The organism is Pseudomonas wayambapalatensis (genome assembly GCF_049942315.1).
Taxonomy (GTDB): Bacteria; Pseudomonadota; Gammaproteobacteria; order Pseudomonadales; family Pseudomonadaceae; genus Aquipseudomonas; species Aquipseudomonas wayambapalatensis.
The window spans coordinates 1-17,747 of record NZ_JBNFMU010000090.1 but is presented as its reverse complement, the minus strand read 5'-3'; the positions used below and the strand labels follow the sequence as shown (position 1 = coordinate 17,747).

Sequence of the window (17,747 nt, the reverse complement as noted above, 5' to 3'; positions counted from 1 at the left end):
TGCTCGCGCAGTTCGTCAAGGCTCTGCATTTTCGCGCGACCCCTTTGGCGCACGGCGCGATATCGAGTCGTACACACCAGGCGGTCGCGCGCCTGTGGCACAGGCATAATTGGCCCGAAACAAACTGTGGGAGCGGGCTTGCCCGCGAAGCGCCGCGCGGGCGGCGCTCGATCTCATAGGCGCTAAAAATCTTTCGGCAAGCACCTCAGTTACCAACGAGATAATCACGCAACCGCAGCAACATCGCATCACAACCCTGCAGTTGCGCAACGCTGACAAACTCGTCCGGCTTGTGCCCCTGGTCCATGCTGCCCGGCCCGCAGACCACGGTCGGGATCCCCGCCTGGTCGAACAACCCGCCTTCGGTGCCAAAGGCCACGGTGCCGAAATCTTCCGAACCGCTGAGCAGCGCCACCAGGCGCGCCGCTTCGCTGTCTTCGGGCGTTGCCAGCCCCGGGTAGGCGCTGAGTGGCTTGAGGCGGATATCGCTGGCATCACTGACGGCACGCATGCGCGGTAGCAGGTCGGTTTCGGCGTAGGCCTGCAAGCGCTCGGCCACGACCTTGGCTTCAAAGCCCGGCAAGGCACGCACCTCGAAGTCGAACTCGCATTCCTCAGGCACGATGTTCAACGCCCGCCCGCCCTTGATCACGCCGGTCTGGACGGTAGAGAACGGTGGATCGAAGCGCGCGTCATGGTGCTCGGGACGCGCCAGCTCGCCGCCGATCTCGCCCAGCTTGCCGATCAATTGCGCGGCATACTCAATGGCATTGACGCCATAGGGTGCATAAGCCGAGTGGCACGCGGCGCCGTGCACCTGGCAGCGCATGGCCAACTTGCCTTTGTGCCCGAGTACCGGTTTGAGCTCGGTGGGTTCGCCGATCAGGCACAGGCGCGGCTTGTTCGGGCGTTGTTCGAGCGCCTCCAGCATCGAGCGTACACCGAGGCAGCCGACCTCTTCGTCATAGGAGAATGCCAGGTGCACCGGCGTTGTCAGCGGCTGGGCGAGGAACGCCGGCACCGCCGCCAGTACCGAGGCGATGAAGCCCTTCATGTCGGCCGTGCCACGGCCATACAGGCGCCCATCGCGCTCGCTCAGGCGAAACGGCTCGACACTCCAGGCCTGGCCGTCCACCGGCACCACATCGGTATGCCCGGACAACACCACGCCGCCACGATCGGTCGGGCCGATGGTGGCGAACAGGTTGGCCTTGGTGCCCTCCTCGTTGAGGAACAGTTCGCTCTCGACCCCCAGCCCCGCCAGGTAATCGCGGATGAAACCGATCAGTTCGAGGTTGGAGTCGCGACTGACCGTGGCAAAGCCGATCAGGCGCTCCAGCACGGCGCGGCTGGTGAGATCACTCATCGCCCGGCACCCCGTAGCTGGGGGCCGTGGTCGGATTCAGGGCACGGGTGACGTAATCCTGCATCTGTGGGCGATAGGCCTGCCACAGGCGGTCGAGTTCGCCGATCGGATCGTGCTCGGCCCAGTCCACACGCAGGTCCACCAGCGGCCAGGTCAGCTCGCCGGCGATCTTCAACGCTGCCGAGTGCACGGGGCCCGCCTCGCCACCGGCAGCCAAGGCCGCGTGCATCGCCGCCAGCAAGCGATCGGCCAGGTGCCCGCCCGCCTGCTCGAACGCGTGCACCATCGCCTCGATCACCTGCGCAGAGGCCAGCAGGTTGCCGGCTGCGGCGCATTGCTCACCCGCCACGGCGTTGTGCACGCCCAGCGCCTCCTTGCCGGTGAACAGCGCGACCTGGCCATGGCTGTCGATCACCGTCACCTGGCGATACTCGCTCCAACCGTTGGCACTGAGCACCCGGTCCAGCGCCGCGGCGGGCGGCAACTGGCCCTGCTCCAGGGCGTCGAGGATCTGCGGGCCGAGGGCCGGCAGGGTGATGTTCTGCGTCGCCACCGCCCCTACCCCGGCGCGCACCCACGGGCAGCGGGCACCGACGGCGATGCTGGACGAGCTGATGGCAATGCCGACCTGGCCGGTTTCCTGGCAACGGCCGATGATGGAGAAGGTCATGGTGCAGCTCCTTTCTGGGTTTACCGGCATTCTCGGCAAGCCCTGGCGACGGCGAAACGAGCATTTTGCTTGGCATTGGCGAGGAAAAAACTGGGCACCCCAGGTTTGCCGGGCAAATCTGGCGGGCTGGCCGCTGCAGCGCTGCCACCCTTCGCCAATTTATCGGCAAGCCCCAGCTAAATACTATTTTCGCGAAATTCCGTGCATCCCTAGTCTGGCCCCAGGCAACGGCGGTCCTCCACAACCGACCTGACAAAAACCGCCTGAACAAGGGCTCGGACATGACACTGAACAATCTCGAAATCGACACCCTCGTGGTCGGCGCCGGCCAGGCCGGCGTGGCCATGAGCGAACACCTGAGCAAACTCGGCGTGCCGCACCTGGTGCTGGAACGCAATCGCATCGCCGAGGCCTGGCGTACCGGGCGCTGGGACTCGCTGGTGGCCAACGGGCCGGTCTGGCACGACCGCTTCCCCGGCCTTGAATTCGACCTCGATGCCGATGCCTTCGCCGGCAAGGACCAGGTCGCCGACTACTTCGAACGCTACGTGCGCAAGTACAACCTGCCCGTGCGTACCGGCATCGAGGTCAAGCGCGTGGTGCGCAACAGCGACCGCCCAGGCTTCACCATCGAAACCAATGAAGGCGTGATCCGTGCCAACCGCGTGGTCGCTGCCACCGGCCCGTTCCAGAAACCGGTGATCCCGGCCATTGCGCCAAAGGACGAGCGCCTGCACCAGATCCACTCCGCCGCCTACTACAACCCGCAGCAGTTGCCTGAAGGCGCGGTGCTGGTGGTCGGCGCCGGGTCTTCCGGGGTGCAGATCGCCGAGGAGCTGATGCGCGCCGGGCGCCAGGTCTACCTCTCGGTCGGCGCCCACGACCGCCCGCCGCGTGCCTACCGCAACCGCGACTTCTGCTGGTGGCTGGGCGTGCTGGGTGAATGGGACGCGGAAATCGCCAAGCCCGGCCGCGAGCACGTGACCATTGCCGTCAGCGGTGCCCGTGGCGGCCATACCGTGGACTTCCGCGCCCTCGCCCACCAGGGCATGACCCTGGTCGGCCTGACCCAGTCGTTCGAAGACGGCGTGGTGCGCTTCCAGGACAACCTGGCCGACAACATCCGCCGCGGCGACGAGAACTACCTGGCCCTGCTCGATGCCGCCGATGCCTACATCGAGCGCAACGGCCTGGACCTGCCAGAAGAGCCTGAAGCGCGCCGACGCCTGGCCGACCCGGACTGCATCAGCAACCCGCTGCTGGAGCTGGACCTGGCCAAGGCTGGCGTCACCAGCATCATCTGGGCCACTGGCTACGGCGTGGACTTCAGCTGGCTGCAGGTCGACACCTTCGACGCCAATGGCAAACCCCAGCACCAGCGCGGCGTGGCCCGCGAGCCGGGGGTGTATTTCCTCGGCCTGCCCTGGCTGTCGCGCCGCGGCTCGTCATTCATCTGGGGCGTATGGCACGACGCCAAGCACGTCGCCGGCCATATCGCCACCCAGCGCACCTACCTGGCCTACCGCGACCGCGACCAGCGCGACGCGGATGAACAGCCACACACCTCGATCAGCAACGTCAGCACCCTCGGAGCCCACTGATGCCTACCCATACCCGCATCCGCATGTTCAACACCAAGGCCACCTACCCCAACCAGACCTTGGACAACGACCTCTGCCAGGCCGTGCGTGCCGGCAACACCATCTATGTACGCGGCCAGGTCGGCACCGATTTCGAAGGCCGGCTGGTCGGTCTGGGCGACCCGCAGGCGCAGGCCGAGCAGGCGATGAAAAACGTCAAGCAACTGCTTGAAGAGGCCGGCTCCGACCTGTCGCATATCGTCAAGACCACTACCTACATTACCGACCCGCGCTTCCGCGAGCCGGTGTACCGCGAAGTCGGCAAGTGGCTCAAGGGCGTGTTCCCGATCTCCACCGGGCTGGTGGTCGCGGGGCTGGCACAGGCTGAGTGGCTGATGGAAATCGATGTGATTGCGGTGGTGCCGGATCAGCAGTAATCGGCGAAATCAACAAGGGCCGTTGTGCGGCCCATCCCTATCGCCGGGCTGAAAAGTCCCCGGGAAGCCTTCAAAAAAACGTCTATGCCACCTGACAACTTTGTCAGTTGTGGCCAGCCTCTGTGCGCCTTTCAATAGCCCTCATCCGTCAAGCGCTCAGCGCGGCAGAACATTGGGCTACATCCCTTCACAGAGGAACGTGACATGACCCAGGCTTGGAAGACCGAAAAGCAGCACGTCCCTTACCTGATTTCCACCCAGCCCGACGGCACCCTCCCCGACATGACGGATTTTTCGCTCGAGCGTGTGGGGAGCATCGAAGGCGGCTGGATCACCAGCAGCACCCTCAAGGCAGGCCGCGCGCTGACCGAAGGCGAAGTCTTGAGTGCATTTCTCATCGACCGACTGAACGGCGATATCCGTCGAATCGATTACTCCGCTCCCAAGGCCCAGCGCTCTGCCAAACACTGGCCCAAGGCATTCGCCGATCATCTGGCCGCCGCCGGTGAGCCGATGGCTGCCGGAGCCTGGAGTGCGGGCAGCGTCTTTTCGACTGCCACCGAGCCCCTTCGACTGTGGAGTCCGGCGCGCTATCGGGCGTTCAGCAACGCACCGTTCGCCGCCAACCTGGTGCAGGGACTGGCCTGTGACGACGCCTTCAGCCTTCCGGCGGGTGGCACACTGTGCCTGCAAGTCCGCGACCTGACCTCCCAGGCCCTGTACGAGCAACACTTCTTCACAGCGACGGCCGAGCAAGCCGGGACGAACTGGTCCAAAGCGTTGTGCCAGCAAATTAACCGTGACAGCCAGATACTGCGTGCGGGTGTCCTCGAGGCCTGCACCGTAATGCCCGCCCAAAGCGGTAATGCCTTCTGGGTGCCGCAGTGCGCCGAACTGTGCGTGACCCTCACCGAGGTGCACTGGTGGCAAAGCCAGACCATCGAAGGCGGGCAAGCCCTCGATGACGCTCAGCCAGTACAGGCGTGGGTCTACGATGGGTTTTCCCATCGCCTGCTGGCTCACCATCAGTGGACACCCAGTAAGGCCCAGCGCGCCTCAGGCAAATGGCTCGGCGCCTGGGCGACTGCGCTGAATGCCTCGCCGGTGTCCGCCTTCCTGCGTGTGTCGACGCACAACCCTCAGGCCGGCCAGGCCGATGAGGGCGACAACCTGTTCCTGTGGCAACGCGGCGATGCGCTGCGCATTTTCACCACCCTGCCCGACGCCGCCGGCCGCCAGAAAGGCCCTCGCCTGTCCTCGGCCTGGAAGGCCAACGCCGAGGATGCGGTGCTGATCACGATTCGCCATCCCTTCAGCCACAAGTTACTGCACCGCGCCTTGTTCAAGCCCCAGTACGCCGACAAGGTCAGCGACCGTGCCTGTTGGTTACAGGCCTTGGCCGATTTCCTCAAAACGCAGGCCTGGCCGGAACTACGGATCGACGCCAACGACGCTCCCCTGACCGTGCCGCGTTTCAGCGAGCTGCAAGTGCTGCTGGAGAACGTCGGCGATGGCAAAAGCTGGAGCGACGGCGACTACGTCAAGTATCTGCTGGCGCAGGACGACTGGCCGGGCCGCCAGAGCGACGAAGAGGCTCGGTTCACGCTGGCAGCCGGCGAAGGCACCGTGCAAGTCGATATTCAGGCGCTCAATGGGGTGCTGGAATTTCGCCTGGACAAGGCAGCGTACGACAAGGGTTATCGGGTCGCTGCCTGCGTGCCTCGCGGGGGAGAGCAACGGCTGTGGCCGGTGGAGGTGACCGATACCAAAGTCACCTGGGCGGGGCCGATCGACGAGACGGTCTATGACCTGCATCTGACCTACCCGGAACGCGCACGCGACAAGAGCACACTGACCGTCGGCCATATCGGCGCCTTCCACCCCAGCCACTTCTGGCATGGCGTGCAGGCCGTGGAGTTCACGCCGCCGTCGCCCATGGGCGCGTATGAAGCCATCAGCTTCCTGTGCGAAGACTACGGCAACACCAATCACTCCGAGGTCTTCGACACCAGCCACCACGACCGCACCGGTGTGGACGAACGCACCGGACTGTTCCATGCCCATTACCCGATCACCACCCTGCAGGGGCTCCGTGGACTAGGTCCAGTGTGCGACCTGACCTTGCACTACTCGGCACTGCGCGCCAACGAAGCCGGCCTGGGCGATGGATGGGCCTGGCGCTTCTCCAGCATCATCACAAGTTCCGCTCAGGAGATCGATCACCGTCGGCTCACCCTCGCCGAGGGCACCACGGTGGTGCTCAGCGCCGAGCAATGGGCCCAACTGGGGGCAGGCAAAGCCGTCAAGACCCCAGCCTGCCGGGTGACCAGCGACAAGAACTACACCACCTTCACTGTGGAGTACCCCAGCGGTCGCCAGGAGATCCTCAGTAAACCTTCAGCGCCTGGCAGCGACGAAGTCGAACCCAACGAAGCTTTCCGTAAAAAGGTGCTTCAAGCCCTCAAGGCCATAAAAAACAAAAGCAAACCGGACTTTCCGACTGTTCCGGATCACTGGACACAGTGGGTACTGATGGCGCTGAGTCCCGCTGCCTATTTTGCTGCAGCGGCCATCGATTACTCCGAAGCCCTGCGCGCATGGTCTGAGCACGGCAACACCCAGGAGCTGGACAGGCGTATCGCACTGTACGAACGCCCGTTCGTGCAACTATTGCCTTCACGTATCGTCTCGCAATATGGCGAAGCGCTGGATTTAGAATGGAAACGCCAGAACGGCCAATTCCTGCTGATGAGCATCAAGAGCGGCGAGTCCGAGCTGTTCAGCGCGCAGTACATCAATCCCGAGGCCAAGACGGACAGTCAGGTGAAGATGCAGCTGTGGACCGGCAGCCCGGAAGCATTCGAGATAGAACTCACGCTTGAGCATTACCTGCTGCGTACACTCAAGCGTGTGCAAAAGGGGGCGGTGTTACAGCAGGTGGAATGCGGCTACGACGATGACCCGACCCTGGACAGGGTGCTGTGCCGCCTGCAGGAGCAGGACGGTTCGGTGGAGTGCGTGCAGTACGTCAAACAGGATGCCTTACTGAAGAACTCGCCTGCCTTGCCGCGGGTGGCCTTGCATGCGCTGCTGCCGGGCGCAGGTCAGCAGAACCATATAGGTCGCTACACCTATACCGGTAGCTACCAGCATCCGGATGACCAGGTATTCATTGCCGCCGTGCAAAGCGGTACGCATGCCGCCGTAACTCATGAGCTGCATGCTTTTGGCCTTGATGAAGAAGGAAATCGTACACAGCTGTTACAAGGGGCGGGCTCTGCGCAGACCCATTGGTTGGAGTTTTCACTGGGTGATGAGCGCAAAAAAACCACCTTCCACTATACAGGGTGGGGAGATGAGCTGGTTGAGATCATCGAGCGAATGATGCTCAGGATCAACGGAAGCCAGATTGAGGCGACCGCAAAGTCTGCATCGGTGGAACGTAAGACGGCGGTGTTGCAATTGCTATGGCGGTATTCGACCAGGTATCGCAAGCACCTGGCGAGCGCAATAAAACACCTGCTAAGCCTGTCGCCAAAAACGCAGCGCGCACGTCTGGGCAAAACAGTAGACGCCACCACGGTCGTGACCGATGCTCAAGGCAATCTCCTGCGCCTACGTGTCAAAGGCTCACATTCCATCCACTACTGCCACTACGGAAATGATACGCACAACCAAATCGCGCTGAGCGGCGTGCAAGGCCTGAGCGGCGTGCCGAAGCTGGAATGCCCGTCCGTACCGGAATACGCCAGTGCTCCTCTGATGGCCGAGTATCAATGTGACGACTATGGGAATCCCCAGGGACTCAAGCTGTACGGCTATAGGAAGGTCACACGCGCTGACCGGGAATACCTGGAACTGGCCGACGTGGTCGTGGTGGACGGCTTGCGTGGCACGTTGATCGACGACACGCTCGACAAACTTGCCACGTGGAAACTGACCGGCGAGCACGCGCTGTGGCACCAGATCAGCGCGTCCACCTCAGCACCCGCCAGCAAGAAAAGCCCCAGCGAGCAGAGCAAGGTGTGGGAGTGGTCGATCACCAACAAACAGACCACACATACTTACGATCAGCACCTTGAGCTGACCAACGTACAGACCTTCATCGACAACCCCACACAGCCCGGTATTCAGGTGATCGTGAGCTCGACCACCGCAGCAGGTACGGCCCAAGTGAGTAAAGAAGTTCGCTCACGCTACAGCCGACGCGCGCTGGAAAAAATCGAGAATGGTGTGGAAACACATTGGGAGCGCGATGCCTCAGGGCGGGTAACTCGGGAAACCCGCTACGTTCTGGCTTCCGGCACCACGAGAAAGACCGCGAAACAGACAGCCGATGAGGAAATCGCCTCAATCTACAGCGCCGATGGTAGACAGGTCGAACGCACCCAGAAGGCTGGTAACCAGATCCTTTCGTACCTCGATGGCCTGCAACGTACATGGTGCATCGCTTGGCGTAGATCAGCTCAGGACACCTACGTGCCTTTGAACGAATACCTCCTCTCGACTATTGACGACCTATCCATCGAGAGAAACTGGTCATGGGATTACTTACCGGGTGGGCAGGCTGTTCGGAGGGACGCAGCGCTTCGGGAGTTCAAAGGTAAACCCTCATTACTGGTACAGGAAAGCATTGATGTGAGAGAAGTGCGAACTCCTGAAGATACGGATGCGACACAGCCAGCATCCGTTTCATGTAGAGGTCCGGGTGCCCCAAGGGGAGCGGTTTCGATCATCTTTAATCGCCTATATCCCAAAGCCTCGACAGATATCCACGGAGCCAAAAATTCGCACACCAATGCCTTCAATATAAGTTTCACAGGCAATGATCGCTCTAACACCAAAACCTTGAAGGCCCAAGATCTTCTTAAAAGAATTCAAGAGCGCGGGAAAACGGCCCAAAGCGAGAATCTAGAAAATTGGCTCAGACTAGCAGTCGAAAACAGAGCACCCTTTGAAACAAATAAAATACATACCTTAACACCAATCGACATCACGCCTGAAATCGAGGAAATACTTGAATTATTCATGCTATTCGATGGCCTCAACCTATCGAATGAAAAGTCACAGGACTACGTGAAATCAGTTCATTCGGAAATTCTATCTGAGTCCAACTTTGAATCTTCCGTTCGACTGAGGGAATGCCAAACTCTGGGTGCTCAATGCATGTCACAACGCACCACCACCAACACCGCAAAAACCAACGGTACCTTCCAACATTCCGTGCGATGGGCAGACGACACCGACCAGCAGCACCTGCAAGTCGATGAACACTACGACACCGACGGCCGCGTCATCAGTCACACCCGTATTTTTGGCGACCAGACCCAGACCTACACGCTTGAACGCGACATCCTCGGCCGGGTCACCAAAGTCATTCGGCCCGACGCCACGACTATCGAGCGCGCTTATCAAGGTTTCAGCAACCGGGTTCATACCTTGACCGTCGACGGTAAGATCGTCGCGACGCAGACACTCAGCGATCTCGGCATGCTCACCACACGCAAGATCGGTAGCCGAGAGTATGGGTTCGATGAACAGGCTGTCACACTCCCCGACAAGACCAAACTGCAGCGCGTGAGCGATGCCAAGGGCTTCCGCCTGGAGGTCGACGGTAAGGCGCTATACAGCCAAACCCACGTTGACGGATCGACGGTATTCAATGCTGCACCTGACTCACAAACCAGTACCGCCTGGCTACACACCATTGCAGCCGCACAAGTACCGGGGCGCCGGCAAATCACTGAAAAAACCCCGCGCGGTACCGTCAAGACCGCCGAGTGGCAGAGCCTGCGGGGGCAGCAAGTGGCTGCGCTGCGCGCCGACGGCTGCATGCGGCGGGTGTTTCTCGACAGCCAAGGGCGGCTGTTGCGCAGTTGTCAGGTGCACGAGGACGTGCTCTACCGCTATGACGAGCTTGACCACCTGCAATCGCGGCAGGTTCATGCCCTGACCGGTGCCGGTCAATGGCAAGTCAACAGTGAACACGATGGTTTTGACCGGGAAGTCGTGCGGACCTTCCTGCACAATGGCGCGCCATGCTTCAGCCAGCACATGACCTGGCGCGGCGACGGCCGCTTGACCAGCAAAGCCAGCTACCAGAACGGTAAGCTGCTGCGCACCGAACGCTTCACCTATGACGTGCTCGACCGCCTCGAAAGTTACGCCTGCGACGCCGCAACTGCGGCGCTCTGCCCGCAGGATCGCAACGGTACTCCGATCAAGGCGCAAACCTTCAGTTGGGACAGCCTGGACAACCTGACCCGCTGCATCAGCACGCCGTTCCAGGGCGATGCGCTAACGGAGACCTTCAATTACGAGACGCCCTCGGACCCCACGCGCCTGACCTCGGTGAGCAGCGCCAAGCAAAAGACATCACTGACGTGGAACAGCAACGGCCAGTTGCAGGTGGACAGCCAGAAAAGGGCGCTGACCTACACGGCCGCTGGTCGGCTCGGCAGCATCAAGAACGACAAAGGCGCCCTGCTCACGCGCTATGAATACGACGGCCTGCAACGCCTCGCGGCGCAATACGATGAGCAGCAGCAGATCACTCGGGAGCTGCGCTATGACGGCAACGAGCTGATCGGCCAGGTGTGCTTCGACAAGGGCGGCAAAGCGATGGGCAGCCTCCACATTTCTCCAGGCCTGGCGCAATACGACGGCAACCAGGTGCGCTGGCTGATCGATGATCCTCAAGCAGGCATCGTCGGCCAGGTGTGCGATGCCGACCTGCAACTGGCGCCCCTGCTGCCCTTCGGCGAAGGGGCGGCGCTCAAGGACCTGGTCAGTGGCTACAACGGCATGCGCCGCGATCCGGTGACAGATCACTATCACGCCGGCAACGGCTACCGCTGCTACGACCCCACCCTGCGCCGTCATGCCCAGCCTGACTGGCTGAGCCCATTCGGTGAAGGTGGCATCAACGACTATGCCTACTGCCCGGATCCGGTCAACTTGCACGACCCCAGTGGCGCGATCATGCTCAGCCGCTGGGGGCAGGATCAGGAACTGGCCAACTATGCGCAGGCGCTACGCGAGACCAACCCCATGCCGGTCGGCGGACGCTGGCGAGGCCTGGCACTGTCGGCTGTGCTGACAGTCGTCGGTATTGCAGCCTCGGTGATGACCGGAGGGGCCGCTTCGGTATTCTTCCTAGCAATGACGACTTTTGCAGTGCTCTCATTCGGCTTCGAGGTCGCGTCGGTGCTGACCGAAGACGTCAACCCCGAGCTCTCTAGAAAGCTGGGCATTGTGTCGCTGGCGTCCGGGGTGGCGTCGCTAGCCCAAACTGCGATAGGTCTGATCAAACAGATACCGAGCCTGATTAAAGGCGCGATACGTGTCACTCGCCAGCTCGGCAAGAGGCTCTTACGTCTCAAGCTCGGTACGAGGCTGTCGCGCAATGCGGTGAGTCCTATGGAGTACGCCAGGCAGCAACTGGGGAATCTACCGCCAACGAACAGTGCACTTCCGGGTGCGATGGCCACGCTCAAGGCTGCCGGCCAGCGGATGATCAATTACCTGGGTGAGGCGCCACACCTGAACCTGAACAACCCACGCTATGCTCGTTCGGGCGTCTACGGCACAATGCTGCGACACCCCCATCGGCTCAACAACTTCGCAACTGACTCACACACACTGAGCGCAGGGGCCTGGGTAACGGGCAAAGCGATCGAGATGTACACTGTGCACAATTCGACCGACGCCTTCATCGCCATGGCCACCGGTGATGCCTCGGTGCCCATCACGCCGTGGGGACGTTACTCCGTTCCGCTTAACGAGCATTACCGCTGGGGCCACGGGGGCGGCGTGCACTTGTTGGCATGACGCTGCAACAGGGTGCCGGTTGTTGCACTGCCTGCGGCAACCGGCACCTGATAAATATGCCAGTGTTCACGTGTCGGGGAACTCGCTAGTGTGGTACTGCCACCTTGGCATGTTCTCAATCAGGAGCTGAATCATGAGCACAGCGAAAGTTGCAAGGGTTAAGTTATATAACAACAAGTTGAAAGCAGGTTTTCTCGACTACGAGATTGATGATGACGATGTGATCCTGCCAACCGAGGCGGTGGGCTCGTTGAGCTTGAATAACGGCGACGAAGTGTCGTTCGAAGTGACCAAAAAGGGTGATAAGCACTACGCCACCAATGTAAAGGTCGTAAAGTCCAAGTGACCATGTTGAAAATCAGATGAGGTCGCACGGTATACATCCGAACTGTGACGACTCAAAGGTCTGGTCAACTCGCGCGGCTTGCATAGGCACGACCGAAATTGCTGTTGTGGTAAGCCTATACAAGCAGTGCACTGCTATTCAATCTTCCAACCCTCCATGACGCCTTCAGAGCTTCGCCAACTCTTCGCGACAGAACTCGACGAACAACTGCGCAGGCTTGGTCAACTGCACACGCTTGAGGTGCGCCGCCGCCAGCCCCGACAGCGCCACCGGCTCGGCGATATCCAGCGTCACCAGGCGCTTGCCGTCGTAGGTGAACGGCGAATACGGCCGGGTCACCAGCAGAGAAAAGCCGAACCCCTGCCCTACCATCCCCCGCACCATCTCGATCGATGGCGAGCTGAACACAATGTTCGGCGTCAGCCCCATCTCGTTGAACAGGCTGACGAAGTAGGTACGGCTCGGCGCAACGTCCAGCAGGATCATCGGCTCCGGGCACAGGTCGCGCAACGACACCTGGGCCTGGCTGGCGAAGCGGTGCTTCTCGGGCAGCAGCACATAGGGCTTTTGCGGCGGCATCAGCGGCTCGGCTTCGATGGTGCCGTCCAGGTCGTGGTCGTAGAGAAACGCCAGGTCGAAGGTGCCCGCCGTCAGCCCCTGGATCAGCTCCTGCTGCTCGCCGTCGCGCAGGCGGATATCCACGCCGGGATAACGCTCGCGAAAACCTGCGATCAGCCGTGGCAGATAAAGCGGCGCGACAGTCTCGAAGCAGCCGATGTCGATCTGCCCGGCCACCGTATCGTTGTCGGCCAGGGCGTTCTGCTCGAACTCGTGGGACATCTGCAGCAGCGCCTTGGTCTTGGCGTAGAAGCGCTTGCCACTGGGGGTCAGCGACACGCCCTGGGCGTGGTGACGGATGAACAACTGCACACCGAAGCTCTCTTCCAGGCTCTTGATCGCGGTGGAGATCGACGGCTGGGCGATGTACAGCTGGCGCGAAGCCTCGGCAACACTGCCGGCCTCCACGGTGGTGACGAAGTACTTGAGTTGTCGCAAGGTATAGGAAGCCATGGGCACCTCTGGGGCGCCGTGGGCGGCGCGCGGAATTTTCCTCTCACCTTACCTTAGTGGCTCGCGTGCGTGCGGCCAGTGCAGCCTAGGATTTGCCTGGGGGCTGAGCATATTTTTGCTCGCTTGTTGCCTGCCCCCAGGGCAACGGCCCCTCAGAACCCGACCGTCGCCGACAGCAGCCACGTCCGCGGGGTCGACAGGGTCAGACCAGTGGCGGTGCCGTCGGGGACGTTGGCCGAGGCCCAGTAGGTCTTGTCCAGCACGTTCTCGACGCTGGCACGCAGGGTGACGTCCTTGTCACCGAGCTTGAGCGCGTAGCGCGCGCCCAGGTCATAACGCTGCCAGGCGTCGATCTTCTGCCGGTTGGCGGCATCCAGGTACTGGTTGCCGGTATGGATGACGCGGGCGCTGAGGGTCAGCCCGTCGATGGCCGGCAGGTCCCACTCAACGCCAAGGTTGGCATTGACCACCGGCGCGCCGATGGCCCGGTTGCCATCGTTGCGGCCATTGGCCGTGCGTGTCTGCTCGGCATCGAGGAACATCGCTCCACCCAACACCCGCACCCCGTCCAGTGGCTCTCCGAACAGGCTGATTTCCAGGCCCTGGTTGCGCTGCTGGCCGTCGGCGCTGAGGTTGTTCTGGGCATCGGTGAAGTACGACGGTTTCTCGATGCGGAACAGGCTGACCGTGGTGCTGAAGCGCCCCATGTCGTACTTGGCTCCGACCTCCAGCTGCTTGCTGCGGTACGGCGCGAAGACCTTGCCGGCGTTGTTCGCCGTTTCCGGTGCCACCTGGCCCTGGGTCAGGCCCTCCATGTAGTTGAAGTACAGCGACAGCTGCTCGGTGGTGCGCCACACCAGGCCCATGGCCGGAGAGGTGGCGCGCTCGTCGTAGCGCTGGTCGGGCTCGCCGGGCTCGGAGCTGTCGACCTCGACACGCTGCAGGCGCGCGCCGAGGGTGAGCAGCACAGTGTCGTCAGCGAAACTCAGGGTGTCGGCCAGGGCCAGGCTCGACAGCACGGTGTTGGTGTGGGTCGGGTTGTCGTCGGACAACGGCGCGCCCGGTGCAGGCAAGGTCACCGGGTCGAACAGGTTGCTGACGCCGTTGGCGTAGCGTGCGCCGCTGTTGTCGAAGGTCAGGTCGAAGCGATTGAGGCTGATGTTGAGGGTATGGCCGACCGCGCCGGTGTTGAACCAGCCGCGCACGCCGACCGTGCCAGTCACCACGTCTTCCTCGCGCTGGAAGGCGCGCGGGCTGACGGTGAAGCGCCCGGCATCGTTGACCACCTGCACGGCGTGGCGCATGAAGTCGTAGTCGCCCTTGCGCGCCCCCAGGGCGCCCAGCAGCATCCAGTTGTCGCTCAGGTCGTACTCGCCGCGCACGGCGCCGAAGGTATCCTTGGCCCGCGAGTAGCTCCAGGGCTGGGCGAAATTGTGATGAATGTCCTTGGCATCCGGCACCTTGAGCCCTGCGGCAAGGCCGACACGCTCCATCGGCGCATCCACGTCACGCGCCTGATGGCCGATATCCAGCGACAGGCGGGTACGCTCGCCTTTCATGTCCAGGCCCAGCACCGTCGCCTCGCGGTCCATGTGCTGGTGATCCCACTCGGTGTCGCCGGCCTGGCGCACCGCGTTCAGGCGCACGCCAAAACGTTGCTCGTCACCAAAGCGCCGACCGATGTCCAGATGACCGCCCCCCTGTCCCGCCGAGGCGTACAACGCGGTGAACTCGGTCAGCGGTGTCTGGCCAGCGCGCTTGGGCTCGATGTTGACCCCGCCGCCAATGCTGCCATTGGGCGCCAGGCCGCCCAGCAGCGCGCCCGGCCCCTTGAGGATATCGACCCGCTCGACCATCTCCATGTCGATCGAATAGGTCGGCAGTACGCCATACAACCCGCCGTAGGCCACATCGCTGTTGTACAGGCTGAAACCGCGCACGGAGAACTGCTCGAAGCGTCCACCTGCGGGGTTGGTGCTGCGCACCGAGGGATCGTTGGCGACGACATCTGCAAGGGTGCGGGCCTGCTGGTTCTGCAATATCTCGCGGGTGTAGGAGGTCATGCTCAGGGGCGTTTCCATGTAGTCGCGCTCGCCCAGCATGCCGAGGCTGCCGCGTCGCGACACCTGGCCGCCGGCGTAGGCGTCGCCTACCAGCGCAGCGCCCTGGCCATGGACATTGGTGTCGGGCAGCACATGCGCGCCCTCGACCGGCGCGGCCTGGCGCACCAGGGTGAAGCTACCGGGCCCTGCCGAGACCAGTATCAGGCCCGAGCCCTGCAGCAAGGCGGCGAAGCCCTCCTCCACCCCGTATTCGCCCGCAAGCCCCAGGCTGCTGCGCCCGGCAACCAACGCCGGGTCCACCGACAAACTGACCCCAGCCTGGCCAGCAAAGCGTGTCAGCACCGCGCCAAGGCTGCCGCCCGGCACCTGGTAGCTGCGCCGCGCTTCATCGGCCCAACCTGGCGCGGGCAGCCCCAGCGCAAGCAGCAGGCCAGCGCGCATCAGGTGCAGGGATAGAGGACGAAGCAAAGGGGTGCGGGACATCCGGAACGCTCTCAGGTCAGGGGTGGATACCCTTGATGACAAGCGGGCGCAAAAAAAGGGACAGGCTTCAGGCAATTTTCTTGCGAGGGGTCAGCGACACCCAGTAGCGGGTGCGGTAATGCACCTGAAGCGGCAGGCTCGCCGCCAGCAGGGCGAGAATGCGGTCGGTGTCATCGAGCTGGAAGGTGCCGGTCACCGCCAACTGCTCCAGCGCCGGGTCCCAACGCAGCAGCCCGGGGCGGTAGCGATCCAGTTCACGCAGCAGATCGCCCAGGGGCTGGTCGTCGACGATCAACAACCCCTGCTGCCAACCCGGCAGTTGGGCGTCGAACGGCTGGCTGGCGGTCACCCCGGAGGCGCTCAGCATCGCCCGCTGCCCGGCCTCCAGGCGAACCGTCGGCCCGGCCAGCGGTTGCAGGCTGACCTGGCCACGTGTCACCGACACCACACAGCCCTGCGCACGCTCACGCACGCAGAAACTGGCCCCATGCACCCGCACCAGACCGTCGCGGGTCTGCACCTGCAGCGGGCCCACGGTGTCGAGGGCAATTTCGCCCTGCACCAGTTGCAGCCTGTGGCGACCTTCGGCGAAGTCCAGATTGACCGCAGTGCCGGTGTTGAGCTGCAACCGGCTGCCATCGGGCAGGGTCAAGCCGCGGCGCTCGCCCGTGGCGGTACGCAGGTCGGCACGCCAGTCGTCCAGCGGCAACTGCCGATAACCCAGCCAGGCCAGCGGTGCCAGTGCGCCGAAGCCCAGCACTTGCCCCAGCAGGCGGCGGCGATCCGGATCGGGACGGTCCAGGCAAGCCACCGCCAGTGGCGCCGGGACCTGGGCGAAGCGCTGACGCAGACCCTCGGCCTTCTGCCACAAGGCTTCATGGGCGGCACTGCGGGCTCGCCAGCGTTGCAGTGCAGCAGCCTGCTCCGTGTCGAGCTGGCCGGCATCCTGCAAGGCCAGCCACTGCGCCGCCTCACGGGCCAACTGGCGTGCACCGGCATCCACCGGGGTGCTCACAGGTCCACCAGCAGGCAGTGTTCGTATGCCTTGGCCATATAGCGTTTCACCGTTCGCTCTGACACCTCCAGGCGCCCGGCGATGCTGGCGTAGTCCAGCCCTTCTAGCTGCGACCAGAGAAAGGCCCGGCGTACCACAGCAGGCAGGCCATCGAGCAGGTCATCCAGGGCCTGCAAGGTTTCCAGCAGCAACCAGCGCTGCTCCGGCGACGGCGCCAGCGCCTCGGGCAGGTTGGCGAGGGCATCCAGATAGGCCTGTTCGAGGCTGCGACGCTTGTAGTGGTTGACCAGCAACCGGCGCCCGACCGTCAGCAGGTAGGCCCGTGGCTCGCGCAGGCTCGGCACGGCGTTGCCCTGCTGCGCCGCGAGCACCCGCAGGAAGGTGTCCTGGGTCAGGTCCGCCGCAGTCCAGGCATCGCCCAGGCGCCGGTGCAACCAACCTTGCAGCCAACTGCGATGGTCGCGATAGAGGGTGTTGAAACTGGGTTCGGCTGCCGCGGCGGGGTCGGACATTCGGAGGCACGCTGAGGGAGGATGAGATACGAATGCGAGTGATTATAATTATTTTCTCATAGCCTCGCCAAGCAGGTGTTTGCGGTGTGTCGTGCTGCAATCGGGTACGCCGAACGGGTCACCCCGCCCTCCTTCTCCAGGCATGTTCTGGGACAGGCATAGATGAACGACTCCTGAGCCCGGCCTCTCCCCGCCTATTCTCGGGCGCCTGGCCTTTACTCCAAGGCCTTCCACACCGATCCTTAGCCTAGGCTCTGTCTGAAATCCCAAGAAACTGAAATGTGGCCTCGGAACAGCCTGGGTTCTGTACAGTCGCCGGCCATCTACGGAAAGGAATTCTGTGATGGCAAAGCGTTATGAACTCTCGGATGAAG

Annotated in this window: 10 protein-coding genes; 4 read left to right on the top strand and 6 right to left on the bottom strand. The window is 62.7% G+C overall.

Going from position 1 to position 17,747, the window contains the following annotated elements; translation table 11 throughout:
* Positions 1-205: 205 nt before the first annotated feature.
* Positions 206-1,366, bottom strand: coding sequence for an acetylornithine deacetylase (argE, locus tag ACPZMI_RS03540; RefSeq protein WP_186669689.1), 1,161 nt, complete (start codon positions 1,364-1,366; stop codon positions 206-208).
* Positions 1,359-2,036, bottom strand: coding sequence for a DUF1028 domain-containing protein (locus ACPZMI_RS03535; protein WP_426351685.1), 678 nt, complete (start codon positions 2,034-2,036; stop codon positions 1,359-1,361). Before ACPZMI_RS03535 ends, argE begins: the two co-directional genes overlap by 8 nt.
* A 281-nt stretch (positions 2,037-2,317) precedes the next feature.
* On the opposite strand from ACPZMI_RS03535, the gene ACPZMI_RS03530 reads away from it, so the two are divergent.
* The 4 genes from ACPZMI_RS03530 to ACPZMI_RS03515 all read left to right on the top strand — a co-directional run bounded on the left by ACPZMI_RS03530 (position 2,318) and on the right by ACPZMI_RS03515 (position 12,229).
* Complete coding sequence (locus ACPZMI_RS03530) at positions 2,318-3,637, top strand: flavin-containing monooxygenase (RefSeq protein WP_426351684.1); 1,320 nt, start codon at positions 2,318-2,320, stop codon at positions 3,635-3,637.
* Entirely contained in the window at positions 3,637-4,053 is a 417-nt protein-coding gene (locus ACPZMI_RS03525; protein WP_186669694.1) for a RidA family protein, read from the top strand. Before ACPZMI_RS03530 ends, ACPZMI_RS03525 begins: the two co-directional genes overlap by 1 nt.
* A gap of 204 nt (positions 4,054-4,257) precedes the next feature.
* Positions 4,258-11,883 carry an RHS repeat-associated core domain-containing protein gene (locus tag ACPZMI_RS03520; RefSeq protein WP_426351683.1) on the top strand — a complete coding sequence of 2,542 codons (7,626 nt, stop codon included), beginning with the start codon at positions 4,258-4,260 and terminating at the stop codon, positions 11,881-11,883.
* Positions 11,884-12,016: 133 nt separating this feature from the next.
* A complete protein-coding gene (locus ACPZMI_RS03515) occupies positions 12,017-12,229 on the top strand; it encodes a cold shock domain-containing protein (RefSeq protein ID WP_426351682.1) in 213 nt (70 codons plus the stop codon).
* 165 nt (positions 12,230-12,394) lie between these two features.
* Here ACPZMI_RS03515 and ACPZMI_RS03510 read toward each other — a convergent pair whose 3' ends face one another.
* The 4 genes from ACPZMI_RS03510 to ACPZMI_RS03495 all read right to left on the bottom strand — a co-directional run bounded on the left by ACPZMI_RS03510 (position 12,395) and on the right by ACPZMI_RS03495 (position 17,373).
* Positions 12,395-13,300 (bottom strand): LysR family transcriptional regulator, encoded by a 906-nt coding sequence (locus ACPZMI_RS03510; RefSeq protein WP_426351681.1) that lies wholly within the window; start codon positions 13,298-13,300, stop codon positions 12,395-12,397.
* Positions 13,301-13,452: 152 nt separating this feature from the next.
* Entirely contained in the window at positions 13,453-15,846 is a 2,394-nt protein-coding gene (locus ACPZMI_RS03505) for a TonB-dependent siderophore receptor (RefSeq protein ID WP_426351680.1), read from the bottom strand.
* A 67-nt stretch (positions 15,847-15,913) separates the two neighbouring features.
* Complete coding sequence (locus ACPZMI_RS03500) at positions 15,914-16,861, bottom strand: FecR domain-containing protein (protein WP_186669696.1); 948 nt, start codon at positions 16,859-16,861, stop codon at positions 15,914-15,916.
* On the bottom strand, positions 16,858-17,373 hold the full coding sequence (locus ACPZMI_RS03495; protein ID WP_186669697.1) for a sigma-70 family RNA polymerase sigma factor: 516 nt from the start codon (positions 17,371-17,373) through the stop codon (positions 16,858-16,860). Before ACPZMI_RS03495 ends, ACPZMI_RS03500 begins: the two co-directional genes overlap by 4 nt.
* Positions 17,374-17,747: the final 374 nt, after the last annotated feature.